This window comes from Brevundimonas goettingensis (genome assembly GCF_017487405.1).
GTDB lineage: Bacteria > Pseudomonadota > Alphaproteobacteria > Caulobacterales > Caulobacteraceae > Brevundimonas > Brevundimonas goettingensis.
In genome coordinates this window covers 2,448,001-2,464,144 of sequence record NZ_CP062222.1, presented here as the reverse complement: position 1 = coordinate 2,464,144, position 16,144 = coordinate 2,448,001, and the positions used below count along the sequence as shown (strand labels likewise).

At 67.2% G+C, this 16,144-nt stretch carries 13 protein-coding genes; 4 read left to right on the top strand and 9 right to left on the bottom strand.

Annotation, left to right across the window (positions count from 1 at the left end; genetic code table 11):
- The gene (locus IFJ75_RS12040; RefSeq protein ID WP_225896800.1) at positions 1-1,614 is read left to right on the top strand and encodes a DUF4139 domain-containing protein; all 1,614 of its coding nucleotides are present in this window, start codon (positions 1-3) and stop codon (positions 1,612-1,614) included.
- On the opposite strand, the gene pth is transcribed toward IFJ75_RS12040, so the two are convergent.
- From pth to IFJ75_RS12020, 4 genes are all read right to left on the bottom strand, one after another.
- Positions 1,611-2,222 carry an aminoacyl-tRNA hydrolase gene (pth, locus tag IFJ75_RS12035; RefSeq protein WP_207868431.1) on the bottom strand — a complete coding sequence of 204 codons (612 nt, stop codon included), beginning with the start codon at positions 2,220-2,222 and terminating at the stop codon, positions 1,611-1,613. The two genes, IFJ75_RS12040 and pth, sit on opposite strands and share 4 nt — an antisense overlap.
- 78 nt (positions 2,223-2,300) lie before the next feature.
- Complete coding sequence (locus IFJ75_RS12030; protein ID WP_207868430.1) at positions 2,301-2,984, bottom strand: 50S ribosomal protein L25/general stress protein Ctc; 684 nt, start codon at positions 2,982-2,984, stop codon at positions 2,301-2,303.
- 149 nt (positions 2,985-3,133) lie between these two features.
- Positions 3,134-4,228: a hypothetical protein gene (locus IFJ75_RS12025; protein WP_207868429.1), complete on the bottom strand. Its 1,095-nt coding sequence runs from the start codon at positions 4,226-4,228 to the stop codon at positions 3,134-3,136.
- Positions 4,229-4,317: 89 nt separating this feature from the next.
- Positions 4,318-5,250, bottom strand: coding sequence for a ribose-phosphate pyrophosphokinase (locus IFJ75_RS12020; protein ID WP_207868428.1), 933 nt, complete (start codon positions 5,248-5,250; stop codon positions 4,318-4,320).
- A gap of 211 nt (positions 5,251-5,461) precedes the next feature.
- On the opposite strand from IFJ75_RS12020, the gene IFJ75_RS12015 reads away from it, so the two are divergent.
- The 3 genes from IFJ75_RS12015 (at position 5,462) to IFJ75_RS12005 (ending at position 12,019) form a co-directional block, all read left to right on the top strand.
- A complete protein-coding gene (locus tag IFJ75_RS12015; RefSeq protein ID WP_207868427.1) occupies positions 5,462-6,358 on the top strand; it encodes an outer membrane protein assembly factor BamD in 897 nt (298 codons plus the stop codon).
- A 99-nt stretch (positions 6,359-6,457) separates the two neighbouring features.
- Entirely contained in the window at positions 6,458-8,173 is a 1,716-nt protein-coding gene (gene recN / locus IFJ75_RS12010) for a DNA repair protein RecN (RefSeq protein WP_207868426.1), read from the top strand.
- Positions 8,174-8,719: 546 nt separating this feature from the next.
- Positions 8,720-12,019, top strand: a complete 3,300-nt coding sequence (locus IFJ75_RS12005) for a TonB-dependent receptor domain-containing protein (RefSeq protein ID WP_207868425.1) — start codon at positions 8,720-8,722, stop codon at positions 12,017-12,019.
- A 217-nt stretch (positions 12,020-12,236) separates the two neighbouring features.
- On the opposite strand, the gene IFJ75_RS12000 is transcribed toward IFJ75_RS12005, so the two are convergent.
- From IFJ75_RS12000 to IFJ75_RS11980, 5 genes are all read right to left on the bottom strand, one after another.
- Positions 12,237-12,593 carry a hypothetical protein gene (locus IFJ75_RS12000; protein ID WP_207868424.1) on the bottom strand — a complete coding sequence of 119 codons (357 nt, stop codon included), beginning with the start codon at positions 12,591-12,593 and terminating at the stop codon, positions 12,237-12,239.
- A gap of 72 nt (positions 12,594-12,665) precedes the next feature.
- Positions 12,666-13,574, bottom strand: coding sequence for a cobalamin biosynthesis protein CbiG (locus IFJ75_RS11995; RefSeq protein ID WP_207868423.1), 909 nt, complete (start codon positions 13,572-13,574; stop codon positions 12,666-12,668).
- 76 nt (positions 13,575-13,650) lie between these two features.
- Complete coding sequence (locus tag IFJ75_RS11990; protein ID WP_207868422.1) at positions 13,651-14,166, bottom strand: hypothetical protein; 516 nt, start codon at positions 14,164-14,166, stop codon at positions 13,651-13,653.
- Positions 14,166-15,005, bottom strand: coding sequence for an exodeoxyribonuclease III (gene xth / locus IFJ75_RS11985; protein WP_207868421.1), 840 nt, complete (start codon positions 15,003-15,005; stop codon positions 14,166-14,168). The genes IFJ75_RS11990 and xth overlap by 1 nt, the downstream gene beginning before the upstream one ends.
- Positions 15,006-15,076: 71 nt before the next feature.
- Positions 15,077-16,051, bottom strand: a complete 975-nt coding sequence (locus IFJ75_RS11980) for a hypothetical protein (protein ID WP_207868420.1) — start codon at positions 16,049-16,051, stop codon at positions 15,077-15,079.
- Positions 16,052-16,144 lie beyond the last annotated feature (93 nt).

The window sequence follows — 16,144 nt, the reverse complement described above, 5'->3', positions numbered from 1 at the left end:
GTGCGTCGATCCGTTCTTTTCGCGCTGCTGGGTCTGGCCGTGGCCAATCCTGCCTTGGCCCAGGTCGAGACCGTCTCGGCCGGGGCGGAGAAGACGGCCGTGGTCATCTATCGCGACCGGGTCGTGAACACGAGCCGACTGCTGGAGGAGTCGCAACAGTCGTGGAACGAGCTTGATCGGCAGGGTCTGGCCCTGATCGTCGAGACCCGGACCATCGACCTCCCCGCCGGCGAGACGGTGATCCGGCTGAAGGGCGTCGCCACGGGCATCATCCCCCAGACCGCGACCCTCGACGGGCTCCCTGCCACGGTGTTGGAGCGCAACACCGACTTCGATCTGCTGAGCCCCGGCGCTCTCCTGCAGAAGTCCGTGGGGGAAACGGTCAGGCTGGTGCGGACCAATCCCGAGACCGGGGCGGAGGTTCAGAAGACGGCCATCGTCCGCTCGGGCCCGAACGGCGCGGTGCTGGAGATCGACGGCCGGCTGGAGGCCCTGCAATGTTCGGGCGGCCCAGAGCGCATCGTCTTCGACCGTGTGCCCGAGGGGCTCAGCGACCAGCCCATTCTGTCGGTGCGGACGCGGGCGCCGACGGCGGGCCGCTATACTGTCACCCTGGCCTATCTGGCGACCGGGCTTCAGTGGTCGGCGGACTATGTGGCGCGGATCAATCCGGACGGCCGGACCCTGAACCTCGACGGCTGGATCACCCTAGCCAATTTCGGCGGCACCAGTTTCGCCAACGCTCCGGTCCAGGTGGTGGCGGGCAACCTCAACCGCGACGACGACTCGGTTCCGGTGGAGCCGGAGGTCATACGGAAGACGCCCGGCTGCTGGCCTATGGATACGACGACAGGCGGGGCGGACGTCGATGAGGTCATCGTCACTGGATCGCGGCTCAGGGGCGGCTTTGCCATGGCGGCCCCGATGGCTGTCGACAATCTCGCGGACACCTCGGTCGATGAGGTCGTCGTCACAGGCTCGCGCATCGTGCGGATGGACACGTTGGGCGACTACAAGATCTACACCCTGCCGGAGCCCACCGACGTCCGGGCGCGCCAGACCAAACAGCTTCGCTTAATCCAGCGCGAAGGTGTGGCGTTCGAACGGATTTATCAGGGCCGGCTCAGCGCCTGGGACGACGAGGAGGAACAGGTGCAGCCGCTTACGCTCCTGGTCCGGATGCGCAACCAGACAGACCGGGGGCTAGGCCTGCCCCTGCCGGGCGGCGGCGTCAGCCTGATCCAGACCCAGGCCGGGCAATCCCTGTTCACGGGGCAGGCCCGATTCGAGGACCGCGCCGTGGGCCTGCCGGTCGAGCTGGGCTTTGGCGAGGCCATGGATCTGACTCTCGCCAACAGTATGGACAGGCGGGACTACTCCGCGAGGGACGGTCATACCCGCTATGTCATCCGGGGCGTCTCGATCCTGACCAACGACAAGCCTGAACCCGTCGAGGTCGAGATCGTGCCCCAACAGTACAGCTACGACAGCTTCCGTATCCTGTCGTCGAACGTCCGCAGCGTGATTGGCGACGGCGGCTATCCGGTCTGGCGCGTGCGGGTTCCGGCCCGAGGCGAGGCGCGGCTGACCTACGCCTATGAGTTTGTCGACTAGCCCTGGTCGCCTCGCGCCTGCTGGCGGGGGCTGAATTTGGGCGCGGGGGCCAAGCGCATGACCTCGCCCTGGTAGCGGTCGTCTTCGCCGGCGACCGCGAAGGGCAGGGCGTCGGCGCAGGCCTGGAGCATGGCGTCCAGCCAGGGCTGTTCGGCCTTGTGGAAGTCGCCCAGGACGTGGGGCATGACCAGATGCGCCTCGCCGGGATGGCCGATGCCCATCCGGGCTCGGCGGAAGTCGGCGCCCAGATGGCTGATCAGGGATCGGATTCCGTTCTGGCCGGCCGCCCCGCCGCCCTTCTTCATCCGGAACCGGCCCGGGGCCATGTCGATCTCGTCGTGGAAGACGATGATGTCGGCGGGCGGGACCTTGTAGAAGCGCGCGGCTTCGCCGACGGCCCGGCCGCTCTCGTTCATATAGGTCTGGGGCTTCATCAGCAGGATTTTGGTCCCGTCGACCTCGCCCTCGGACACCACCGACTGGAACTTCGCCCGCTCGGGACCGAAGCGCCAGCGGCGCGCGATCTCGTCGGCGGCCATGAAGCCGATGTTGTGGCGGTTGTTCTGGTATTTGGGGCCCGGATTGCCGAGGCCGGCGATGATCAGCATGCGGTCAGGTCCGGATATGGAAACGGCCCACTCCCGCGAAGGAATGGGCCGTCCCGAAGTTCAGGTCTCGTGAGAGGCTTAGCCTTCCGAGGTTTCGCCTTCGGCGTCGTCAGCCTGTTCCGAGGCGGGGACTTCGTCGGCGGCGGCGGCAGCGGCCGCAGCGGCGTCTTCTTCCTCGTCATGGGCGGCCGAGATGGCGGCCGACGAGGTCTTGATCGAGGCGATCATGAAGTCGCGGTCCGAGATGGCCGGAACGACGCCCTTGGGCAGTTTGATGTCCGAGATGCGGATGCTGTCGCCCAGCTTGTGGCCGGCCAGATCGACGATCAGGTCTTCCGGGATGTGGTTGGCCTGCACCATGATCTCGACCGAGTGACGCACGATTTCCAGCGAGCCGCCCTGACGGAAGGCGATGCACTTGTCTTCGTTGATGAAGTGCACCGGCACTTCGATCTTGATGACTTGCTTTTCGTCGACGCGCATCAGGTCGAAGTGCAGCGGACGGTCCGACACCGGGTCGAACTGGACGTCCTTGGCGATGACCGGCTGGGTCTCGTTGCCGTACTTCAGCGTGACCAGGTGGCCCAGCAGCTTGCCGGTGTACAGGTTCTTGCGGAAGTCCTTCTCGTTCACCGAGATGGCGACGGGGGCCTTGCCGCCGCCGTACAGGGTGCCGGGAACGGCGCCCGAACGACGAACAGCGCGCGCGCCGCCGGTGCCGGTGTTTTCGCGGACGTCCACGTTCAGAATGATCTCGGCCATCTGGCTCGCCTCAACAACAAAAACGCCTGCGCCAACCTGTGGCCCGCGCGGCGGGGTCATCAACCCTCGAATTCAAGAGCGCGGGTCATTACACGCATCGGACCACAGGCGCAACCGCCTGAGGTCGACTCCGTAAAGACTCTTGAGCGTCAGTGTCCGGCGGACGCCGGAGACTGGTTCAGGCTGGCGGTCGTTCCGGGCTGCGGCAGGCTGACGGTGGGCGCCGGCTGACCGGTGGTGTCGGTCGGGTCGGTGACCGTGATGATCGCCGTGCGGGTTGACGTCGAGGCGCAGGTGGCCAGGTCGCGCACGATGTGGCGGCCGACGCAGAACATGTCCTCATAGCTGGGGCGCGAGGCCGCCAGACACTGATAGAGGTTCAGCTTGGACATGTTCAGGCAGAATTCGCTGCCGGTCTCGATCGCCAGGGCGTCGGTGTTGGCCTTGGCCTCGTCGCCGGCGGCGCCCAGGGCGGCCAGGGCGGCGATGGCCAGGGCGTTGGCCACGGCCGGGGTATAGGGCGCGCGAATCGGCGCCGAGGCGACGTTCAGGCCCTGGCCCGAGTTGCCGGCGGCGAACAGACGGGCCGATTCCTCGGCCGACGGCAGCATCCGGCCTTCGGAAATGGTCTTGGCCTGTTGCAGCCGCACTTCGCGGTTGGGAATCGGAGTGATCGCCCAGCGACGGCGCGGATCCTGACGTTCCTGGATCGTATAAGCGTCGCCCTCCACCGCGTCGGCGATGGTGGTCAGGGCCGAGATGTCCTGGCCCAGGGTCGAGATGATCAGGCCGGCGGCATAGTCCGCGCCCGGCAGGGTGGCCGCATAGGCAGGGTCGTTGATGATGGCGGCGACAACCTGGCGGCGCTGGGCCGGATCGACGGCGTACTGGCGCACGCCGGCCACGAACTCGGGCGACTGCAGGGCCAGGATCGAGGCGTAGGCGATCATGCCGCGCGACAGCTGGGCCGGATCATAGGCGGCGCCCTTGCGCATGGCCTGCTGGATCGATTCCGCGTCGGGGAAGCCGGCCTGGATGGTGCCGACGTCGCGGATGAAGTTCACATAGATCGAGGCGGCGTCGGCGACGCTGGCGTTCAGGGTCACGGGCGGCGGCGGCAGCACGACCGGCGCCGGGGGCGCCTCGACGACGGCGGGTTCCGGGGTCGAGCAGCTGGCCAGCAGGCCCGCGACGGCTGCGGCGGCCAGGACGGCGGCGCCGCGACGAAGGTGGACCAGAGACATCGAGGCTTTCCCCACAAGAACGCGGGCGTCGTCGCCGACGCCCCTTACTCAGGAGGCCTTATAACGCCTTCGAAACGGTTTTCCGACCGTTAATCGAACAGCTTGGAAACCGATTCCTCGTTCGCGATCCGGCGGATAGCTTCACCGATGAGAGGAGCGACCGGAACCGTACGGATCTTGGCGCAGGTCAGGACCTCGTGCGGCTGTTCGATCGAGTCCGTGATCACCAGCTCCTTCAGCGGGCCGTCGGTGACGCGCTTGACCGCCGGGCCCGACAGGACGCCGTGGCTGATATAAGCCGAGACCTCGGTCGCGCCGGCCTCTATCAGGGCCTTGGCCGCGTTCACCAGGGTGCCGCCCGAATCGACGATGTCGTCGAACAGGATGCACTGGCGGCCCGAGACGTCGCCGATGATGTTCATCACTTCGCTCTCGCCCGCCTTGGGGCGGCGCTTGTCGACGATGGCCAGGTCGACGTTCAGTCGCTCGGCCAGGCTGCGTGCCCGGACCACGCCGCCGACGTCGGGCGAAACGATCATCAGGTTTCCGCGCGGATAGTTTTCCTTGATGTCCTGGGCCAGGACCGGGGTGGCGACCAGGTTGTCCGTCGGGATATCGAAGAAGCCCTGGATCTGGCCGGCGTGCAGATCCATCGTCAGAACCCGGTCGGCGCCCGCGCGCGTGATCATATTGGCGACCAGCTTGGCCGAGATGGGCGTGCGGCCGCCGGTCTTCCGATCCTGCCGGGCATAGCCGAAATAGGGCATGACGGCCGTGATCCGCTTCGCCGAGGCCCGCACAAGGGCGTCGATGCAGATCAGCAGCTCCATCAGGTTGTCGTTGGCCGGATAGGAGGTCGATTGGATGACGAAGACGTCCTCGCCGCGCACGTTTTCCTCGATGACCACGAAGACCTCGTTGTCGGCGAATCGCTTCACCTGGGACTTGGTCAAGGGCATGTCGAGGTGGTCGGCGATGGCCTGGGCGAGTTGCCGGTTAGAGTTGCCTGCGAGCAGCTTCATCGCCGGTCATCCTTTCGCCGTCATCGGACCGCCAATGACGCCTGTTCAATTCTCGCGCTCCTTTACCAGCGCGCCGGACGGGAGCAAGCCGAATACGGTCGATTTCAGCCTTAATGGCCGATTTGGAGCGCATTGGCTTGGGACCGGCGGCTGGTATAGAGGTCGCGGTTATCACCGGGGCGGTGCATGCTCCCTACAGGTCCGGCGTGTCATGAGGTCTTCTTTGTCTGCTAATTCGGCGCTGTCCTCCTCGGGTTCCGCCCGGTCGTCGCGTGCGCGCCTGTCGCGCGCCGGAACGATCCTGCTGGCCGCGGCCCTGACCGTCACCGTCGCCGCCTGCCAGGGCAAGCAACGCCCCAAGCTGGCCTATGAGGAGCGTCCGGTCGAACTGCTCTACAACACCGGCTACGACCGGCTGCAGAGCCACCGCTGGGCCGACGCCGTCGACTATTTCCAGGAGGTGGAGCGCCAGCACCCCTATTCGGAATGGTCGCGCCGCGCGATCCTGATGCAGATCTACGCCTATTATCAAAACGGCGACTACGCCGACTCGATCGCGGCGTCGGACCGGTTCATCCAGCTCTTCCCCGGCAGCCCCTCGGCCGCCTACGCCTTCTATATGAAGGCCACCTGCAACTTCGAGCAGATCGTCGATGTGGGTCGCGACCAGGCCTATGCCCAGGCGGCACTCGACGGGCTGAAGGACGTTCAGCGCCGCTACCCGCGCTCGGCCTACGCCACCGACGCCATGGTCAAGATCGACATGGTCAACGACCAGCTGGCCGGCAAGGAAATGAACATCGGCCGCTATTACCAGCGCGCCAACCAGCCTCTGGCGGCCATCGGGCGTTACAAGGCTGTCATCGACAACGACGCCTATCAGCGCACCTCGCACACGCCGGAGGCCCTCTATCGTCTGGTCGAGGTCTATCTGACCCTGGGCCTCAAGGAAGAAGCGACCCGCAACGGCGCGGTCCTGGGCTATAACTACCCGGGCAGCCCCTGGTACGCCGAGGCCTATGCCCTGCTGAGTGAACAGGGCCAGAAGCCCGAGACGGCCCCCACGGGCCAACGCGAAGGCTGGCTGCACCGCCTGATTCCGGGCTGATCAAAGGCTGATCCGGTGGCGGACTCGGTTCCGTATTGGTTCTACACGGCTATAGAGGGGGCTTGATGTCGAATCGGGCCCCTTCATGCTGACCGCGCCATGCTGACCGCTTTGGCTATCCGGGACATCGTCCTCGTCGATGCGCTCGACCTGGACGTGGAGACCGGCCTGACCGTGCTGACCGGCGAGACCGGGGCGGGCAAGTCGATCATCCTTGACGCCCTGGGTCTGGCGCTCGGCGGGCGCGGCGAGGCGGGGCTGGTTCGCACCGGCGCCAAACAGGCCAGCGCCACGGCCGTCTTCACCGCCCCCGACGACGCCGACCTGATCGCCCTCATCGCCGAGCGCGGCTTCGAGGTGGCGGCGGGCGAGGATCTGATCCTGCGCCGGGTCCTGTCCGCCGACGGCCGGAGCCGGGCCTATATCAACGACCAGCCCGCCGGGGTCGCGGCCCTGCGCGAAATCGGATCGCGGCTGGTCGAGGTGCATGGCCAGCACGAGACCGTCGGCCTGCTGGATTGGCGCACCCACCGCGCCCTGCTGGACGGCTATGGCGGCCTGTCGCCCCAGCTGACTGCGGTCGCCGCCGCCGCCGAGACCCTGAAGGCCGCCGAGGCGCGCCTGTCCGAGCTTAAGGCCGCCGCCGCCGACGCCGCGGCCCGGGCCGAGGAGATCGCGCTCAACCTCGCCGACCTCGATGCGCTGGACCCGCGCGAGGACGAGGAGACTGAACTGGCCGGAGAGCGCGCCATCCTCGGCGCCGCCGAAAAGGCCATGGCCGATCTGGCCGACGCCCGGACCCAGCTGGGCGGCGACAAGCTGAGCCAGAAGCTGTCGGCGGCCCTGCGCGCCGTCGAACACGCCCGCCAGCGCGCGGTGCAGGCCATTGGAATGCAGGATGGGGCCGAAGCGGACCATCCGGTCATCGCCCGCCTGGCTGCCGCCGCCGAGGCCATCGACCGCACCATTGTCGAGGCAGTGGAGGCCATCGCCGAGGTCGACGCCGCCGCGGCCGCCTTCGACTTCGAGCCCGGCCGGCTGGACAAGGCCGAAGAACGCCTGTTCGCACTGCGCGCCGCCGCCCGAAAGCTGAACACCACCGTCCCGGCCCTGCCGAGGCTGCGGATCTCCCTGCGCGAACAGCTGCGGCTGATCGAGGACGGCGCCGACGCCCTGACCGCCGCCCGGCGCGAGGCGACAGCGGCGCGCGAGGCCTATGACCTGGCCGCGACCTTCCTGACCTCGGCGCGCGAGGCGGCGGCCGACCGGCTGACCTCGGGCGTCATGGCCGAGCTGACCCCGCTCAAGCTGGAACGGGCCCGTTTCCGCGTCGCCTTCGAGCCGGTGGGGGAGGGCAGGCGCGGCCCCCTGGGCGTCGAGACCATCCGCTTCGAGATCGCCACCAACGCCGGCGACGGCTTCGGCCCGCTGGACGCCATCGCTTCGGGAGGCGAGCTGGCCCGCTTCGCCCTGGCCATGAAGGCGGCGCTCGCGGGGCGTGAGGACCAGCGCCAGCCGGTCATGATCTTCGACGAGGTCGATCAGGGGGTCGGCGGCGCCGTCGCCGAGGCCGTTGGCCAGCGCCTCAAGCGCCTGTCGACCGGCGCCCAGGTTCTGGTCGTGACCCACAGTCCCCAGGTCGCCGCCCGCGGCCATGCCCACTGGAAGGTGATGAAGTCCGACCAGGACGGCGTCACCACCACCACTGTCGTCGCCCTCGACGACGCCCGCCGTCAGGAAGAGATCGCCCGGATGCTGTCCGGCGCCGTCATCACCGACGAGGCCCGCGCCGCGGCAAAGGCCCTGATCGGCTGAGCCGATCCGCCTCAGGCGGCCGGAAAGCCCCGGTACTCCGGCGTCATCAGCTCCGCGTGCAGCGAGGCGCCGCGCCGTGTGGCGCGCCTCGCGTCGGCCTGACGGCGCGGGGAGGCTGCCGGAGAGTTCGCCGGTCTCGACACAACCGACGCCCTCATCAGCGCGTATTTACTTTCGGCCATAGTCGCGAAGCTTGTCATTGTTTCAACGCTGAAATGGCGTGAGGCGGACTCTGCCGCGCACGCGACCATCGCACGCGAAATTCAACCTCTCGTGTGATTAAACGCAAAGGTTGTCTGCGTCGTCACAAGGTCGCCACAACTTGGTCTGTCCCATGACAAAATATAACCTTTTTCATACGAATTTCGGGATTTTGACTATTGACACATTAAAATCACGGTTTCCCGAATAACGGCGATACAACCGCAATTACATATATGGCAAAGCTTGACGTGTCAGCTCGGTGAAATGTTTGTGTCCCCATCGCGGCGTCTCTGCGTCAGGGATGCGAACGAGCTTCACAGCTCCATTTGAGAAACGGTTGTTATGCGTAAGCACTTGCTGGCCTCCACAATCTTCACGACGGCCATCGCCCTTGGGGCTCCCGCCCTGGCACAGACTGCTCCGGCCCCGGTCGCCGGCGCCCAGGACGACACGACCACGGTCGAGGAAGTCGTCGTCACCGGCTCGCGCATCCGCCGTGACGCCGTCAACGCCCCGACCCCGCTGATCCAGATCTCGCAGGACCAGCTGCTGACCACCGGTCAGTCGACGGTGATCGACTACCTGGCCACCATCCCGGCCTTGTCGAACTCGGTCGTGCCTTCGGACACCACGGGCTCGAACCTGGGTGACGGCGGTCTGTCGCTGCCGAACCTGCGCTCGCTGGGTTCGAACCGCACCCTGACCCTGGTCGACGGCCGTCGCCACGTCGGTTCGTCGGGCGGTTCGCTGTCGGTGGACATCGACACCATCCCGCGCCTGCTGATCCAGAACGTCGAAATCGTCACGGGCGGCGCCTCGTCGGTCTATGGCGCCGACGCCGTCTCCGGCGTTCTGAACTTCATCCTGAAGAAGGACTTCGAAGGTCTCGAGGTCGACGCCAGCTACGGCCAGATCAACGAGGACGGTCAGGCCAACCGCCGTATCTCGGCCCTGATCGGCAAGAATTTCTTCGATGATCGCCTGAACGTCTACGCCCACGGCGAATACGAGAAGATCGACGAGGTCACCTCGCTCGACATCGACTGGCTGCGTCGCGCTCCGGTCCGCATCGGCGTCGACGCCGATCCGACCAGCCGCCCTGATGACGGCATCCTGGACGCCCGCCTGTACACCGGCGTCAGCCGCATCGACCGTCCGCGCTGGGGTCAGACCACCCTGGCCAACGTCCAGCAGCCCAGCGACCTGACCAACCCGAACGTCGCCTATGAGAACTGCTTCCCGGGCGGCAACTCGGCCGGCAACTTCAGCTACTCCTCCAACTGCTTCGGCGTGACCCCCGGCAAGACCTTCTGGTACGACGGCACGACCGCCCGCGCGGCCAATTTCGGCCAGCGTGTCGGCAACACCGGCGCCAACCGCCCCTACAACATCGGCGGCGACGGCGAGAACCCGGCCGAATTCTCGACCGGTTCGCGCGTGCCCCGTTCGGAATCGCAGCGCTACCAGGTCGGCGCCAACTTCAAGATCACCGACAACATCACCGCCTACGGTGAGGCCAAATACGTCACCGAAGACACCTTCGACGTCGGTCAGCCCACCTTCTTCGATATCGATCTGGTCAACTCCTACGGCTCGCGCGAATCCAACCCGATCTATGCGGTGAACAATTTCGACCTGCGCTGGTCGGACAACGCCTTCCTGCCGCAGAACGTCAAGGACGCGATCCGCACCAACCTGGTGACGCCGTACTCGACCCCGACCGCGACGACGCCGGGCACGGCGGGTACTCCGTTCCTGGTTCAGAACGCGCGCCACAGCATGTTCGGCCCGGACCGCACCCAGGACAACACCCGTGACCTGCAGCGCTATGTCGCCGGCGTGAGCGGCGACCTGGGCGACTTCGGCTTCGTCAAGAACCTCGATTTCGACATCGGCTATACCTACGGCAAGGTCGAGGTTGAGAACTTCGAACGCGGCGTCGACAGCCAACGCTTCGCTCTGGCCATCGACTCGGTCGTCGACACCGCCGGCGTCATGGGCACCCCCGGCGCCATCGTCTGCCGCGCCCAGATTATCGCCAGGCAGGGTGGCGTGGTCACCGACTACAACCCGGGCACCGACAACTACCTCGGCGACCTGCGTGACACCGCCTACGGTCAGGCCGCGATCAACTCCTGCCAACCGCTGAACGTCTTCGGCAAGGGCAACCAGAGCCAGGCCGCGCTCGACTACGTCGATGCGACCATCCACGTCACCGAGCGCAACGAACAGCAGCAGGGGATCGCCTCGATCTCCGGCAACCTGTGGGACTTCTGGGGCGCCGGCGCCATCGGCGTCGCCCTGGGCGGCGAATACCGCAAGGAAACCACCGAGGCGACGGGTCGCGACCGCGACACCGCCGGCCGGATGCTGTTCCTCAACACCGGCCCGGACTTCCCCGAAGCCAGCTATGACAGCAAGGAGTTCTTCGCCGAACTCTCGGTGCCGCTGTTCCGCGACACCTTCCTGGGCGAATACGCCGAGCTGAGCGGCTCCTACCGCTACGCCGACTATTCGACCGTCGGCAACACCGACGTCTACGGCGTGAACCTGGTCTATCGTCCGATCCAGGACATCACCTTCAAGACCAGCTACAACACCTCGATCCGCGTGCCGGATCTGGGCGAGAATTTCGCGCCGAACAGCCAGACCTTCGCCAACGGCATCGTCGACCCCTGCACCACGCTCAACATCGCAGCGGTCAACGACGCGGAAACCCGGACCAACCGGATCAACAACTGTACGGCTCTCGCAGCCGCCCAGGGGCTGACCTTCGACTTCGCCGGCCTCACGCCCCAGAACACCGACGACTTCCGTCCGAACTACACCTCGGGCATCGCGGGTCTCGCCGGCGGCAACCCGAACCTGAAGCCGGAAGAATCGGACTCCTTCACCTTCTCGGTGGCTCTGCGTCCGCGCTTCATCCCGAACTTCAGCCTGGTGCTCGACTACTACGAGATCAACATCGACGACGTGATCGCGGCGGTCTCGGCCGATACGGCGGCGGCCAACTGCGTCAATGGCGCGACGCTGAACTCCGACGCCTGTTCGACGATCTTCCGTACGGGCGGCGTGAGCCCGTTCGCCGTCGGCAGCTTCATCGAGCGTTCGTTCAACTACGCCGCCCTGAAGACCCGCGGTCTGGACTTCAACGCCCGCTACCGCATCGACACCGAGGAAATGTTCGGCCGCAACTTCGGTCAGTTCGACTACTCGCTGGGCGGCTCCTGGCTGATCACCCAGCAGCAGTACCTGAACGAGTCGGATCCGTCGGACTATGACGAACTGGCCAGCACGCTCTTCTACCCGCGTGTTCGCATGACCTCGTCGCTGACCTGGACCCCGAACGAGACCTGGAGCGTCAACTGGACGGCGGATTGGCAGACGTCCCAGAACATCGTCTTCGCCCGCGACTACATCTCCAACATGGACTCGCGTCAGCCGAACGAACTGAGCACCGGCAACTTCGTCCGTAACGACTTCACCTTCCGCTACAACGTCAATGACGACTTGGCGCTGCGGGCGGGCGTGGTCAACGCCTTCGACGCCGAACAAGCGCCGTACCTGGGCACGACGCTCTACTCGAACTTCGACCCCTACGGCCGCCGCTTCTTCATCGGCCTGAACTACAAGGCCTGGTAAGCCCGACCTCTGAAGAGCCGACGGGAGGTGTTCCAGCGCCTCCCGTCATCGACTTCCGGCGCACGGAGAGGTGCGGCGGGACCGGGACCCCGTTCAGCCGATCGTTCTTCTCTTTCGGGAGATGCACGCCAGGAAGGGCGACAGGGGAACAACCCGCGAAAAGAAGGCCCGACGGACATTGCCCCATGTCCGCCGGGCTTTTTCATATGTGCAGGGTTCAGGCGTCGTCCGGCGTTGAGGCGGTGGGGGACGCGGATGGGGGAAGGGCGACGAAACGCTCCCGGCTCTCGTCCCGGGCGGCGTGGCGGTCTGCGAGGTAGCGGTCCAGCCTGCGGTTCTCGGCGGGGGCGCTCCGCACAAGGCCGACGCCGAGCCCGATCAGGATCGTCCCGAAGAGCGCCCAGAGGGCGATCGTGCCGAAAAAGGCCGTGGGGTCGTTCGCCGCGGTGATGTCCGCGTGTCGGGACAGGATGACGCCGCTGCGCAGGGCGGCGATGGCGCACCCGCCGAGGACCAGGCCGCCCAGGACGAAGGCGGGTCCGACAAGGGAAGGGCGGTGGGCGACAGGTTTCATCGGCGGGACCTTTCGATCCCATCCTCGCCGACCGGCTTTTCGCGTCAATGAACCGGCGTGGTTAAGGCGTCCTCAGACGCCCAGGATCCAGCCTTCTTCCTGCTCGACCTGCGCGATCAGTTCGGGTGAGGCGTCCTTCGGCGGACCGAAGGCCCGGGCCAGCTCGCCCTTGTCGTCCAGCTCGGCGAAGGCCATGGCCGTGGTGCGCACCTGGGCCTGGTCCTTGAACTCGCCCTCGGCGGCGGTGGTGGGCCACATCGACGGCCAGACCTCGGCGACCAGCACCGACAGGGGCTCGACGTCGGCGGCGTCTAGCGCCCGCCAGCCGGTGCCGAAGGGCCAGACGGCGGCCGAGGCGCCCAGGCTTTCCAGCAGGCGGCGCACGGCCGGGATGCCGACCAGGGTCTGGCCGCCGACGGCGCCGGCGCCGTGCATCTGCCAGTTCGACTTGGGCTGCAGCCGGCCCTTGCGCACGGCGTTCTCCGTCGCGCGATATTCGGGGATGTCGGCGCCGGCGCCTGCGGGCGGCTTGGTCGTGGTCAGCCAGCGCTGCGCCTGGTTGGCGGGCGAGCCCCAGAACGGCCAGGCTTCATCCGTCATGAGGCGGTTCATCTTGGCCGCGACCTGATAGCGGTTGTTGGTGTTGTCCGGTTTGTCGACGATGTTGGCCGCGATGAATTTCCACATGGCCGACCAGATCGGCTCGCCCGTCAGCTTCAGGCGCGCGGCCGTGCCCGTGGGGTAACCCAGCGAGAAGTCGAAGCCGACCAGGACCCGGTCGCCGCGCTTCCTGTGATCGGCCAGGATCGAGGCCAGCAGGGCCTCGCCCTCGGCGCGCGTCGCGACATTGTGGGTCTCGGTGTACAGGCGGAAGCGCACGTCGCGCTTGGCCACCCCGATCCATACGGAGTTCTCGCCGAGCTTCTTGCCCTCGGCGGCGGTCCAGTCAGCGATCACATAGGCGTCGAAAAGGCGGGCCACGGGGGCTCCTCAGAATTACTCAGGCACGAAAGGAATGGGGGGTTCTAGCCTTCCCCGGCTTGCGCCGAAAGGGCGATCAGGCCTTCAACAGCGCTTCCAGGTGGGACAACCAGCGACGGCCCAGTCGCAGGGCCTCGGCCGGAGAGCCCGTCTGGGCCGGGGCGACGGCGTTCCACAGCGCCAGTTCGAACTCGGGATAGCGGGCGTCCGCGAACATCAGCCGCAGGGTCACCTGTTCGGCGTCAGGGGCCATGACGTCCAGCGACTTGCGCGGTTCGCCGCGGCGAATGCGGGCCAGGACATGGCCGTCGACGATGACCTCGCCGCCCTCGACCTCCTCGAAGCCATAGACCAGACCGTGGGCGCCCCGGTCCCAGAGGACGGCGATCTGGCCGCCGTCGAAGTCCAGGCCGGCGGCCCGGCCCTCGGTCGGCGACAGGGCCTCGGCCTCGGGCTGAACGCCCAGCGACTTGAGCAGGGCGCGGCGCATGCGGCGCTCGGGCTCCATCCACCAGTTCAGCGTCAGGGCGACGGTGGTCAGGGCCGCGGCGGCGAGGCCGACCAGCAGGATGACCCGCAGCGCCTCGCCCATCAGGCGGCCCGGAGCGACGCGCTCGGCGCCGCGACCTCTTCCATATCAAGCTCGATGACCACGGGGACATGGTCCGAGGGCTTGTCCATGTCGCGGGCGTCGCGGTGGGTCTCCACGCCCCGGAACCGGTCGGCGGCCTGGGGCGAGAGCAGGTGGAAGTCGATGCGGATGCCGTTGTTCCTCTGCCAGGCGCCGGCCTGATAGTCCCAGAAGGTGTAGGTCCCGGGCGGTTGCTCGCCCAGCTCGCCGGCCTCGGACAGACCCAGCCATTTCAGCGCCTTGAAGGCCGCGCGGCTCTCGGGCTGGAACAGGGCGTCGCCGACCCAGTCGGCCGGGTTCTTCGCATCCACGGCTTCCGGGATGACGTTGTAGTCGCCGCACAGGACGAAGGGCTCTTCCAGCGCCAGCAGGTCGCGGGCGTGGGCGTTCAGCCGGTCGAACCAGGCCAGCTTGTAGGGAAACTTGCCAGTGCCCACGGGATTGCCGTTCGGCAGATAGATGGCGCCGACCCGCACCGGGACGGGGGCCTCGATCAGGGCCTCGATATAGCGCGCCTGATCGTCGTCGGCGCCGTCGGGGCCCGCGCCCTCTGCCCCGGGCAGGCCGCGCCGGATGTCGCTGAGGGGGAATTTCGAGAGGATGGCCACACCGTTGTAGGTCTTCTGGCCGTGGGTCTCGACATTGTAGCCCAGCCGCTCGAACGCCTCGCGCGGGAACTTCTCGTCGATCGTCTTGATCTCCTGGAAGCAGACGACGTCGGGCGCGGCGGCCTCGAGCCAGGCGAGCACCGTCGGCAGACGGGCGTTTACCGAGTTCACATTCCAGGTGGCGATACGCATGGCCGGAAGGCTAGGGCGAGCCGCCCCCTCCGGCAAGTCGCCAGGCGGGACGGCTCGCCCTGGATGGTCTTCTATTGGCGATCGGCCGCCGCCGTCGCCGCCAGCTTGCAGCCGCCGCCGATGGTCGCGGCCTCGGCGCAGGGATAGACCTGCTGCACCGCCATGGCGTTATCCAGGCGGGCCACGAAGCCGTCGCCGGCGCCGCAGCGGGTTTCATAGAAGGAGCCCGCGCCGTTGGCGCCCATGTAGCGGACGTCGGTGACGTCGCAGGCGGAAGCGGGGGTGCCCACCAGCCAGGTTTTGGCCGAGGCGGCCAATTCGGCCGTGGTCGTGAAGCGGCAGGCGGTGCCGGTCGCCGCGACCTTGATGCAAGGGGTGGTGATCCAGCCCGAGGCGGCCTTCTCGATCCAGTAGCCCTCGGCGCCCGGGCAGCCGATTTCATAGACCGCATTGCCCGCGACCGAGGTGCCGACCATGGCCGCCTGATCGACGGCGCAGTGAACGCCGGCCTGCTGGCCATAGACGGCGACCATGCGGGTGATGTTGCTGTTGCCCGCCAGTTTGCAGACGAGTGCGGCCGGGGCGGCGGGATCCTGGGCCCGGGCCATTTCGGCGCGGCCGGCGAGGGTGACGCAGTCGGTCACGGCGGGCGGCGACGAGGCGGCGACCACATAGCCCATGCCCGAGCCGCAGGAGACTTCATAGACGCCCTGCTGAGCGGCGTTGTAGCCGAGCAGCGAGGCGTCGACGACGCGGCACTCGACATTGGCGGTGTTCATCTCGGACTGGCTGGTGGCCAGCACCTGCGCCATCGTGGGCTGCTGGGTGTAAACGCCGTTGCGGTTGCGCTGACGGTCAAGTCTGCTGGGCAGGACCTGGGTGACGGTGCTCGAGCGCGGATCGACCAGCGCGGCCGACATGCTGCGCGCGCCCGAATACAGGCCCCCATTGCCGACTTGCGTACTGCCCGGGTTCTGCGCCAGGGCGGTAGAGCCGGCCGCCAGCACGATGAGGCTGCACACGGCGGACACGACAGTTTTGAACATCTGAACCTCCAGCTTCCCGGAAGTCAGACTGAACGCTGTTCCGCTGGAGCGCAAGCCGGAGCGGGGGCAGGCGGGGAGGGCGCGGCGATTTGT